14 protein-coding genes are annotated in these 11343 nt (G+C 56.4%); 9 read left to right on the forward strand and 5 right to left on the reverse strand.

The annotated features are described in order from the left end of the window. From arcS to QT222_RS14235, 4 genes are all read left to right on the forward strand, one after another. The coding region (gene arcS / locus QT222_RS14220) for an archaeosine synthase subunit alpha (RefSeq protein ID WP_491477539.1) at window positions 1-1002 on the forward strand (1002 nt) is incomplete at its 5' end. A 234-nt stretch (window positions 1003-1236) separates the two neighbouring features. After that, complete coding sequence (locus QT222_RS14225; protein ID WP_491477540.1) at window positions 1237-1506, forward strand: DUF8103 family protein; 270 nt, start codon at window positions 1237-1239, stop codon at window positions 1504-1506. A gap of 152 nt (window positions 1507-1658) precedes the next feature. Next, window positions 1659-1973, forward strand: a complete 315-nt coding sequence (locus QT222_RS14230; RefSeq protein ID WP_004059516.1) for a helix-turn-helix domain-containing protein — start codon at window positions 1659-1661, stop codon at window positions 1971-1973. 222 nt (window positions 1974-2195) lie between these two features. Then, complete coding sequence (locus QT222_RS14235; protein ID WP_491477541.1) at window positions 2196-2588, forward strand: DUF7971 family protein; 393 nt, start codon at window positions 2196-2198, stop codon at window positions 2586-2588. Window positions 2589-2992: 404 nt separating this feature from the next. Here the strand turns inward: QT222_RS14235 and ddfA are convergent, their stop codons facing one another. Further along, window positions 2993-3286 (reverse strand): DdfA family disk-determining factor, encoded by a 294-nt coding sequence (gene ddfA, locus QT222_RS14240; RefSeq protein WP_231512864.1) that lies wholly within the window; start codon window positions 3284-3286, stop codon window positions 2993-2995. 303 nt (window positions 3287-3589) lie between these two features. Between ddfA and QT222_RS14245 the strand changes: the two genes are divergently transcribed. Together QT222_RS14245 and QT222_RS14250 are read left to right on the forward strand one after the other, a co-directional pair. Then, complete coding sequence (locus tag QT222_RS14245; protein ID WP_491477542.1) at window positions 3590-4381, forward strand: DUF7504 family protein; 792 nt, start codon at window positions 3590-3592, stop codon at window positions 4379-4381. 245 nt (window positions 4382-4626) lie between these two features. After that, window positions 4627-4869 (forward strand): hypothetical protein, encoded by a 243-nt coding sequence (locus QT222_RS14250; RefSeq protein WP_014732429.1) that lies wholly within the window; start codon window positions 4627-4629, stop codon window positions 4867-4869. 27 nt (window positions 4870-4896) lie between these two features. Here QT222_RS14250 and QT222_RS14255 read toward each other — a convergent pair whose 3' ends face one another. Then, on the reverse strand, window positions 4897-5142 hold the full coding sequence (locus tag QT222_RS14255) for a histidine kinase (RefSeq protein WP_231512865.1): 246 nt from the start codon (window positions 5140-5142) through the stop codon (window positions 4897-4899). Window positions 5143-5698: 556 nt separating this feature from the next. After that, a complete protein-coding gene (locus QT222_RS14260; protein WP_491477545.1) occupies window positions 5699-6862 on the reverse strand; it encodes a tubulin/FtsZ family protein in 1164 nt (387 codons plus the stop codon). 145 nt (window positions 6863-7007) lie between these two features. Here QT222_RS14260 and QT222_RS14265 point away from each other — a divergent pair, with 145 nt between their 5' ends. Beyond that, window positions 7008-7211, forward strand: coding sequence for a zinc finger domain-containing protein (locus tag QT222_RS14265; RefSeq protein WP_491477543.1), 204 nt, complete (start codon window positions 7008-7010; stop codon window positions 7209-7211). Between the two features lie 90 nt (window positions 7212-7301). Here the strand turns inward: QT222_RS14265 and QT222_RS14270 are convergent, their stop codons facing one another. Then, window positions 7302-8426 (reverse strand): disk-shape morphogenesis protein volactin, encoded by a 1125-nt coding sequence (locus QT222_RS14270; RefSeq protein WP_491477544.1) that lies wholly within the window; start codon window positions 8424-8426, stop codon window positions 7302-7304. 580 nt (window positions 8427-9006) lie between these two features. Here QT222_RS14270 and QT222_RS14275 point away from each other — a divergent pair. Next, window positions 9007-9591, forward strand: coding sequence for a hypothetical protein (locus tag QT222_RS14275; RefSeq protein ID WP_014732433.1), 585 nt, complete (start codon window positions 9007-9009; stop codon window positions 9589-9591). Between the two features lie 4 nt (window positions 9592-9595). Continuing rightward, window positions 9596-9976 (forward strand): hypothetical protein, encoded by a 381-nt coding sequence (locus QT222_RS14280; protein WP_004059524.1) that lies wholly within the window; start codon window positions 9596-9598, stop codon window positions 9974-9976. Window positions 9977-10429: 453 nt separating this feature from the next. On the opposite strand, the gene QT222_RS14285 is transcribed toward QT222_RS14280, so the two are convergent. Next, a complete protein-coding gene (locus tag QT222_RS14285; protein ID WP_004059525.1) occupies window positions 10430-11323 on the reverse strand; it encodes a cell division protein CdpA domain-containing protein in 894 nt (297 codons plus the stop codon). Between the last annotated feature and the right edge of the window lie 20 nt (window positions 11324-11343).

Raw genomic sequence — 11343 nt, forward strand, 5'->3', positions numbered from 1 at the left:
CAGCAGTACTCGTTCATGGAAGAGCGGATTCCCGTCATCCGCGACTCGGAACTCACGGCCGCATCCGAGGAATCCATCGACCGCGTGGAGATTCAGCGGTTCGCCGACCGCGTGACGACGCGCTACAAAAACCGGTTCGACCACCCGCTCGTTCTCCTTCCGTGTTCGGCGAAAAAGCCCTACAGCGAGTCACAGAGTCACCGTCAGTTCCACGAGGCCGTCCAATACCGTGGACACATGGTGTCGATGACCTCGCCTATCGGCGTCGTTCCGCAGGAGTTGGAACTCACGTATCCCGCCCAGCACTACGACTCGGTCGTCACGGGTGACTGGTCCGAAGACGAGAAAACGTTCGTCGCCGAGGTACTCCGTCGGTACCTGAAGCGCAACGACTACCCGCGCATCATCGCGCACGTGCCGCCGGGCGCGTACACCGAAATCGTCGAACGCGTCGAAGCCGACCTCGACCTCGATGTCGAGTACACGGTTTCGGAACACCCGACGACGAGTGAATCCATCGGGAACCTGATGCGGACGCTCGACGGCGAACCCAAATTCACCCGGGAGGAACGCGAGCACAACGTGGTAAAGGCTATCGCCGACTACCAACTCGGCCCGGCGGCTGGCGACGCGCTCTTTTCTGATGTGGAACTGGAGATGACGAGTCGCTACCCCAAACTGCAGGTGTGGAACGGCGAAGGCGAGCAGTTAGCGACGATGGTGCCGCAGTACGGCGTCATCTCCTTTACGCTCGAAGGTGCGAAGGTCTGGCGCGACAGCGACGCGCCGACGAAGACAGTCGAAATCGACGGGTTCGTTCCGCACGGCTCGGTCCTCGCACCCGGTGTCGTCGACGCTGACGCGGAGATTCGCTCGGGCGACGAGGTTATTGTCGAGGGTCCGAAGGCATTCGCTATCGGGCGCGCGGAGATGAGTGGTGCTGAGATGGTCGACTCCACGCGCGGTATCGGCGTCGAGATTCGCCACGTCGAAGAGAAGTAGCGACGATTCCCCACGGTACCGAAGTGGGGGAGGAAAACCTTCTTTTCCGGCAGTAAACCAGCGGCCGACAACATCTGATTAACGAAATTATATTTTATTTGATGAATTTACAAGGACAGTTTGATAGGTCATAACGGCCTTAATCAGCCATATAGCTGGTTTTATGGAGGTTCTGGAGTCTTGGAATTATCAGTTCTCTATAGTTTTAAATACTATCACGCCACAACGTGGTCAATGATGGACAATCGACACGAGGGGGAACTAGCGGTATTCGACGAACTCCCCGACAACAACTCGATCGACTGGACGATTACGCAGGCGCTCTTGGCCGCGAGTGACTCGACGTCTCGCGCACTTGAGGCGCATCTGATACAGGCACAGTACCACAACCACGACGACCACGAGACGGTTTCGCCTCGGGCACACATCGATGCCGCTATCGACCGACACGAACAGATTCTCGAAGACCTTCGATTCGCTCGCGACGCACTCGAGCACAAGTAGCAGCTTCCCAAACTAGACACTTTGACCAGGCTACTCCCACTTTTGGTGCCGATATTCCCGTTTTCTCCGACACCAATCGTGTCTACCTACTAATATCTGTATGTGACCTACTCATAAGATGTTTATTTAACATGCGATGAAAACAACCGTGTATGAAGTTGGCCGTCCCAACTGACTTCGATATACTGGAGGCACTCTCTGATGGGAGGCGGAATACTGCTGTAAACCTCTCGTATATCCTCGACAAGAACCGTTCGTACATTAACACGCGACTGCCGATACTAGCAGACTACGGACTGCTGGCGCGAGTCGGGCCCGCGCCGAACTCCGGTCTGTACGAGATTACCGAGAAGGGACTGGTCGTCCTCGACAACCGCGACCAGTATCGTACAGAAGGCGTCGATTTCGACGACCTCGTCGAGTCCGAACTTAGGGCACGGACCGGCGACGACGCTGCAGCAGAATAGCGAGACAACTACGCGCCACAACCGAAGGTCTGGGACGGCCTTCGGAGGCACCCCGGCGCGCTTCTGCGGACGAACTGTTCGACGAGTTACAACGCCAGCTTCATTCTCAGAAGTGGATACGAAACCGGCCTCGGACTCTGATGACCGTATTTGGCGCACTGATTCTCGTGCTCGTACTGGGTCGTCGCCGCCTTTTTGCTATCTGGTCACTCACTGCACGATATGCCTATCGAAGAACTCTCACTTGGTGTTCCGAAGCCGATTCTCGACGCACTGCCGGAACCGGAGGGGACGGCCGCACAGGACATGCAGCGAGCGGTCGAAGGACTGGAGACGAGATTGAACCGTGCTATCGCCGACGCCGAGTCGGAAACGGAGGCAGCCGAATACGTCGTCGACGCAATCGAACGACTCGAAGCCCACTACAAGAAGTACGACGAGTTCGTCCCTGAACTCCGCGCGTGGGGACAATCACCTATCTACGCGATTGCGTGGCGAAACCTCCAAGCCGACCTCATCGTACAGCTGCAGGAGTACGACTGGCTGAAACCATACGTCGACCGCGAGCGAAACCTCCGACTCGTCGAAGACGGGATTCGATTCGGGAAGCGTTAATTGAGAACTGCGTCCGACCGAACGCTCGCCCGATTGCCTTTTCCGTGTCGCAGTTGCTGTCGACGCAATTCTATGGCTATAGTGATCTGGCATGACTCAATAATATTGCTTAAAATATACAATATTCAAAATTCGACATAGCACACCTTCAGCCAATATATCGTTCAGTATGAGGTTTATCCTGACTTTAGGTCCTATATTGGGAGGCACTAAGCACCATATAGGTAGAGTTTATTCTTTTTATAGCATCGAGTTCACACTCTCTGAAGAATACCGAGTAGGACACGCGAAAGAATGACGTATATTGCTATCTGAGGCACTTCTGTTGATATCGGTCTACTTGTGGGTACGGAGTTAAATTTTGTAATATGAGCAATACTGCCCACCGTTTCTCCAGTGTTAATTCAGTCGGGGTCGATGATTTCGACTACGCCCATCGTATCGACTTTGACGACCACGTCGTCGTATTCGAATTCGAGGTTCCCGTTCGACAGCGACGGCGAGAACGAACTCTCGGCACCGAATAACGTGTCGAGTGCATCTGTATCGGCGTACTCGCCGAGCGGTGCGAGCTCGGTCGGTTCACACGCTTTATGCTCGCTTGTCGCTGTCAGAATCGCCTCGGATACTGATTCGTCTCGTTCACAGTCGTACCACACCCGCGTTCGTTTGGGGCTTTCGTGCCCCGAGATACTCATTCCCATTGTTGACCCACTTGGAGTAGTATTGGATTTTATATAGCACAGTCTTGATATATCTCTTATGCCCGAATCTGCTTGGTATCTACCATGACTCTGGGCAGTTAGTAACCGAGGTAGATACCATTATGCAACCCCCAATCCTCCTGGGGTGGCTCCAGCACCTGCTGGTTTACAATCACCTACAAATATTGGATATAGATTGTCTTATAGTGTTTCTTCTAGGCTACTTATCTTCTGTTGTCCAGATAGTTGGGATATATCCCGATATATTTTTATTCTCTCTGAACAACATTGGGAACTATGGACGAACACGACGAGCTAGAGCCTCCCACGTCGACTTCCGACTCCGAGATGCAACCCTCGTCGTCTCAAGTGGGCCTCGCAGCATCACGACAGACGAGTCGTGCGGGGGTCCGCACCAGCGACGCAACTCCCCCGAATCCTCCCGAGCAAACCGAGCCTGTGGGGAGCGACGATACTGCCTCCGAAATTGGGTTCGACATACCGGCAACTGATGCGTTCGACCGTCTTACGGACCAGCCAAACGTACTCTTCGTCGGCCCTGCTGCGTCTGCAGTCGCGTGTGGTCGCTCCATACGGCAGTCAATGACGGAATCGACAGCAACGAACCAACTTCTTATGTGTATCGAGACACCGTTCGACGCACAACTCGACATTCTCCGTACCTCTCGTACTGAAGCAACCGAACAACGCGTGGTCATCACTGCACCGCCTCACGACCGGACCCGCGCCATCGAGATGTCGGAGAGACAGGTCGACGTACTGAACGTCGAGCGACCGACTGACCTCCCCCGTCTCGGTACCGAAGTAACCAATCTTCTGACTCAGTGGACCGACGCACCGTGGAACGTGTCTATCCACTCACTATCGAGTCTTCTCGAGGCTGTCGATAACGACCAGCATGTCTTCCGGTTCCTTCACGCCCTTACTGCACAGGTTAGGGCCGCAGACGCCCGTGCACAGTATTATCTCGACCCGACTCGCCACGACGAGCAGACGATTCGAACGTTCGCCTCACTTTTCGACGTAGTTCTGGAGTTCAGCGCGGACGGAACTGTCTCGTGCAGGTAATTTTCTTATAAAGGTGGGTGACCGAACCTAATGGGAAGGGGGAAGGGGGGATGAGTTCGGTCAGCGGATGCGTCCGAGGGGTTACACTGTGCGGTACTGCATCCACTAGCATACACTTACTGACGACATATTAATGATTCTGGTTTTGAGCCTGACACATGTATGGAAAAAATCAGTGATAAAACAACCATACTGCCGTCACAGTAATTGAAACACTCATGTTGTTTGATAGCATGTATCATGATATGTCTCGTCACTATCCAGAGCACGGCGTTGACGATACGCTCCTGCAGGCCAAAGTGTATCTCCAACAGGCGGAGGTGCTTCTGTGGGAGTATTCGCGCCGTCGCCCCACCGATACAACCCCCGATGAGTTCGACCGACTGTTCGACAATTTGTGGAGCGCACAGTACGAACTGGAACATGTGGTTCCATCGACTGACGCCGACGTATCGCTGGAGTCAGCCGATACGCCGACTCACGACTAAGCGAGGTTCCGCTACACACGGGAGTTCTTACTCGGTTTGACCGTCAAGCCACTCGGCCGCGTCGACGACGACTTCAGAGAGCGCTTCCTCTGCCGGCACATCGCTCGGAAGACCCACGCTCCAGGTGACCTGTGATTGTATCGCCTGTATGTTGACTCTCGCATTCTGCATCTGCGTTGCTAACACCACCGGAACCGACGCATCGAAGCGGCGGACCGCCTTCACCGCCTCGACACCGTTGAACTGCGGTGGTGCGTGTAGACAGAGTATCAAATGCGCTGGTTGTCCGGTCAATTGGTCGGACAACTCCTGATTCGAACTCACGTACTGTACCTCCACAACTCCTTGGGGCGGCTGCTGGTCCGGTGGTGGTCCATAAACGAGGAGGCGTGGTGTCGACACCATGCTAATCTGGGACACGCATTCAAGAGTTCTCAACGAGACTATATGATATTTTCTCATATACTGTCTAGTAGTATGCCAACTCAGACGGTGATAAACCGGTGTAACGGCCCATTGACGAATTGTCAGTCCTAGTGCACCATCTGCTCTCTTCTTCGATGTGTCTCACTGTGTCCCGGTCAAAATGTGTTAGTTCGGGTCATCCTGCGACTTCCGCGGTATCCGGACCTCAACAACTGTTCCTCTTGGGTCGTTGTTCCGAACGTCGATTGTCCCCCCGCTGTTGTCGACCGTCCACCGGACGAGCCATTAGTTCGGTGTCGACCTGCAGTTTGAGAGAACATTCTCAAATCTGCGGAATATCACCCGTATCTCCGTGTCACCGAAGCACTCCCCACCTCTCAGAAGCGAAGGAAACCGAACGCGTTCAAAAGAGCGTGTCGAGCCGTTCGTCGACGACTTGCTCCGTCGCTTCGTGGGCCGACTCACCGTTTCGCTGTGCATCGACGGCGGTCGATTGAATCTCTTTGATGCGGTCGCTTCTCGCCACGTCGCCGAGGAGGACCAACACACCGATGTGGTTCGACTCCGGCACCGGGTAGTCGCCGCCGCGAACTTCCATGCTCTGGGTCTGTTCTTCGACCCACGTTCGACTCCGCTCGATAGCTTTTCTGTTCAACCATTCGGGCGGGCCACTCACGATGACGAGTCCACGCGCTGCTGAGTCAACGTCGCACGGGAGAGTGAGTCGGCCGAGAACCGCCTTTCGCGTCTGCGTCGTGATGCGGTTGATGGAGTCGAGTTCGTCCACCGACGACGACTTCTTGCCGAGCAACCCTTTGATGCTGAACCCGCCGTCGTCGTTAGCGTCGGTCGGCAGTTCGCTCGCCGCATAGCCAATCGTCGAGATGCCGCCGCCGCGGAGGGTGTTGATAATCTCGGACGAGTCGACGACGCTCTCTGCGACGGTTCCCGAGTCGCTCACTTCGCCGGATGCAAGGAGGATACCCAGCCGCCGGACGAGCGTCTCGTTCATCGAATCGTGTGCCTGTGCGACGTCTTCGCCGCTCTGTGACCACGCGCCGTTGTCGAAGGCGAAGACGTGGTCAGTTACGTCGACAAACGTCTTGAGCGAGCGAGCGGCGTTCCGCGAGTAGAGACCGCCTTCGTCCGCCGCAGGGAGGATGCCGACGCCGTAGACGGGCTGGTTGTAGATGCGTTTGAGGTGCTTTGCGAGGACCGGCGCTGCGCCGCTGCCGGTTCCGCCGCCGAGCCCAGCGAATATCATGAACGCGTCCGCTTGCGATGTCGGCGTTCCGTCGGTACCGCGGAGCAGTTGTCGACTGTCGCGCTCTGCGAGTTCCGCGGCGAGTTCGTTGTCCGCGCCGACGCCGTGTCCGCTCACCTCGTCGGCACCGAAGAGGATGCGGTTCGACTCGGGAACGTGTTCGAGCCCACGGAGGTCTGCAGACGCCGTATTGTAGGCAACCGCGTCGATGAGGAAATCGGCGTTCGTTCGTTTTTCGTACTGGATGAGGGCGTCGAGGACGTTCCCGCCCGCTTGCCCCATACCAAAGCAGAGGACCTTCATCATCTACCCGTTCGGACCCACGTCGTGGTGAATCTTCTGTTAGATATCCATTATTTATATATGGAGGTTTCACCGACCGGTCTCTCGCTGAAGCAACTGGGTTAGTTCTATACGACGTGAGTGAGTATCGGGCGTCGGATACCGTATGCCTTGCCCGCGTTGCTCACAGCACCTGTCTACGCTTGCTTTCGATGGACATGCAGCGCTGTACTGCGAGCGCTGCGGTTTCGCTGATATCGAAGCATCGCACGAGCGCGACGCCCCGGCAAGTGAGTCGTGGGACGACGCTATAACGCGTTTTCGCAAACAGGCCGCGGAGACGCGATGCGACGGCGGCGACGACGGCTAAACGAGTCGCTTCCGCTTTCGGCGCTTCCGACTGGTCACCGCCGCGCTGCTGTCGGTGCCGCGTGCTCGACACTTCGTCTGGCGTCGTTGGTTAGTTCGATTCGCTCGACGCTTCGGCTTCCTTTTTCGACTTGGAGTTCGCTTTGGACTTGGAGTTCGCTTTGGACTTGGAGTTCGCTTTGGACTTAGATTTCGACTTCGAGCTTTTGCGGGACCCGCTTCCGGACCCACCGTTGGATTCCTCTTCAGACCGTGCCGCGACGAGCGACCCGCGAGCGACGCTGTACAGCGGGCGTTCGATACTGCGGACCTCGTTCACGGAGAACGGAATCGTCGAGTCTTCGAGGTGGTGTTCGAACAGTTGTTCGAAGCCTTCGGGACTCGACGTACCGCCGGTGACGACGACCGGTACGTCCAGTCCTTCTTCGATGTCTTCTTCGTCGACTTCGCGTTCGATGTTCTCGATAACGTAGTCGAGGAGGTTTTCGTAGTAGATGGACAGTGCGCCCTCGACGCCGCCGACGTCGGTACGGAAGTCGAGTTCGAAGCCGTCTTCCTTGATTGAGGTCACCTTGTCGACGGCTGTTCCGGTCGCCTGTGCGGTCTGGTTGTCGATCCAGTCGCCACCGCGGGCAATGGAGAACTGCATCACGGGGACCGCGTAGTACGACAGACAGATGTTCGTCATGCCTGCGCCGAACGAGATGCCGAGACCGGTGAAGTTGTTGTCTGCGAGTTCGCTGTAGATGACCGCCATCCCCTCGTTGATGGGTTCGGGGTCGTACCCCATATCGCCGAGCATCGATTCGAGCGTCTTGTCGTGATACAGCGTCGAAAGCTCGGAGTCGATGGGGTCTGCGGGACTCGAATAGAACAGGCGTTCGTTCGGGCGGGAGGGCGCGCCGACGACCTGTTCGATGATGAGTTTAATCATCGGAATCGCGGAGGACTCCTCGCTGGAGAGGATGCCGTGTTGCATCGGCCGCCGCGTTTCCTTGCTGAAGATGTTCGCAAAGTTGAGTGCGTCGTCGCCGACGACGTACACTTTGTCGTCCTTGCGGATGTGCAGAACGTCGCTCCGCGAGAGCATCTGTTCCGCCATGTCGCTGTAGTCGATTTCGACAAACGAGTTTCGCTGCTGGACAAAAACCGTCTCGTTTCCATCCTGACTCGCGGACAGGATGTTCATCGTACCTACGTCAAGGCCTTTCGCCATACGTAATACCTCGTATGGCCCTCGCATAAATCTGTATACAGAGATTACATTCACTCTCGTTATGTATTAATGAGTGATAACTTGGGTCTGCGTTCTGTCTCCGGCGAAATCACTTTGATGGCAACCACGGTCTGTGGCATTTGGCTCTGGTGAATCGCCATACAGCGGTTGATCCGGCTATGTTGCGGTACGCTTGATGTTATGAACAACACATTTTACGACGAGTTCACGAAATTCTCGGTAACACGATGGGTACGGACAACGAGATCGCGGGACTCGTCGGTACAAGTCTCATCTTGCAGGGAATCGGCGCTGGTGGACACAGTAGTCGTTTCCCGCATCCCAGCATATGAAAAATATTTTAAATCTACTTGTTTGAAATATGATTTGAATCATGTCACCAAATGATTCAAATTCGACTAGACGAAACATCTTGAAAACTACCGGAATGACTCTCGTCGGACTCGTTGGTGCCTCTGGCGCCGCATCTGCGAACCCCGGTCGTGGTCGCGGCGACGGTCAAGGGAGAGGGCGACGAGGTCCGCCTGACTGGGCACAGTTCCAGAATGGCCGTTTCAACATGGCTGTCTCCGAACGAGAGTGGGAGTCCGCGCCGGACGCCTCCGAAGTGGATCACGTCCCGGACCACTTCAAGCGTCTCAGCTACAACGAGATGAACCAGGGCATTCAGGGCCTCAACAAGGCCTCTGAGGACGGCGACGTGACGTTCAGCGAGGACGGCGACCAAGTCGAAGCCGAGTGGCACATTAAGAGTAATGACCAAGTAGGTACCTTGTCGCATAACTCAGGCAACAGCGGCAAAACCAAACTGGAAATCCTTCATCAGGGTCCCCTACGCGACAGGTACCGGATCTTCATGGACGACAACTTGACGAAGGACCTAGTTGAAGCGGTCACAGCGGCCAGCGGGGTCGGTGCGGTGGCAGCCGAAGCGGCCCTGGTTTCTGCCGGCGTCACCGGCCCGATTGGGCCACTCATCATTGCGGCCTTTGCTGCCGTCATCGCTGTTGAACTCTCTTGGGTAAAGATATCGAACGACGGGCATGGCGTCGCGATCGATGTCCTCATCGTCAACGACTACGTCGACCCGGCACCAGACAACCTTCCCCCGTACCATTACATCCAAGGCCAAGAACACCTGTAATACGATGGAAAAGCGTACCCAGAAGGCGGTGGCGTTCCTCGTCATTAGCGGATCAATGTCGTTTATGCGGGTTGTTCCCGCGGTCGAATCTGCTGCGAACGCCCCAGCGATCGCGTGGGTGCCAGAGTTGACTGTTGGTCTGCTGTGGGGGGTGTCTGGTATCGTCGCCGCCCTGGGTGAACTGACCAGTTCAGGCATCGACCATTGTGACAGCAATCAGTCACCGAGTTACGTCTGGGGCTTCGTCAGCCTGCTCGTCGCTATATTGATTGTTGGCCTCGCGTTCGGCTATCTCACGGGCGATTTCTCGCGATTCGGGGCCGAGTTACTTGGTCCGATCGGTGGCCTGGTCGTGCTGACCTACTTCGCTACCCGACCTCGCTGATGTCCGGGGGGCAGTGAACCGCCAGGCTATCCCCTTCATTTCGGTAGGTTCTGATTGGCTGATGCTACGCGAAGGCGAAGCCACTGTGTCAGGCGTTTTCGAGCATAGTGCACGCAGAAAACGCGCAGCCTCACTGCTCATCCCTATCTGAACACTGCCGGTTAATGCAGGGCAAACACGTATCAACCGCTGTCATTTCTCCGGACCCCACGAATAGGATACCCCTTCGAATTCAGGTTGAGCTATACCCCGTGACACAATAGTTTCGTGGACACTGTCTAGTTAACCTCCTGAGCTGGCGGTCGTCCGTTGAGCGATTGATGCGGTCGCTGAAAATTAGGCTCTGGTGAATCGCTATACGGCGGTTGGTTTCACTGTTTCGCGGCACGCTTGATGTTGTGAAGTCAGTCGGCCCCAGAACCTGCAAAATAACCTTGCGCGAGCGCGCGGCGTTCAGGAAAACAGCCCGCGAATCCGGTCGAGAAGGCCGGTCGATTCCGCCTCCTCTGTGGCCTGCTGTTGCTTACGGAGTTCGGAGAGTGCGGTGGCTTGGTCGTCCGTGCTTTCACCGACGGCCGTCTCTTTTTCACCGCCACGAAGCCCTTGGAGTCCCGAGACCGCATCGTCGACGCTGCCTCCACGTGTCTCGGTTACCTTCGCGTTCTCGAAACTGGACCGGTCAATGTCGTCGACCGACGACGTGTCGAGTTTGAGGCGCGTCGTCTCTTTCTTTCGGACGCCGCCCCACGACAGTTCGGTGTTCGAGAGCGCTTCGTCCATGTCGCGGCGCACTTGCTCCGAGACGGCTTCCTCGTCGACGCCATCGTCACCGTCAGCATTGTTGTCCGCCGCCGATGGTTCCGGCGTCCGAGCGCGCGCCAGTTGGAACCCGACGAGCGTCGTTCCGCTCGCGGCGACGACGGCGACCGCGCCGATGGCGTAGATACCGACGATTTCCCCACTCTGGTCTGCGGCCGCCCCGACGTTCCAGTTGTGCGGGTACGCGGTGACGAACTGGTTGACGCCAACAGCGCAGATGATGAGGCCAACGACGGCGACGATAATCGTCGGCAGTCGATACTTCGTCGGCAACAACACGACGACCGAGGTAAGCAACAACGGAATCCCGATTGCGCCCGTAACGCCGGCGACCTCGCGGAGTTCGTATTTGAAGATGTTTTCGGGTGGGACGCCACCGCTCCAGATCACCGTCGCCAGTGCGACTGCGAGTAGTCCGATTGCCGTGAAGAACAGCGCGAAGCCCAGATAGACGGTCGTCTCGTCGGGGTCTGAGCCGACGTAGTGCCGATAAAGGGCGAGGAGTCTGTTCTGCCCGTCACTCGTCATATGTCAGAGGATTCGCTCAC

It is taken from the genome of Haloferax sp. s1 (genome assembly GCF_058382125.1).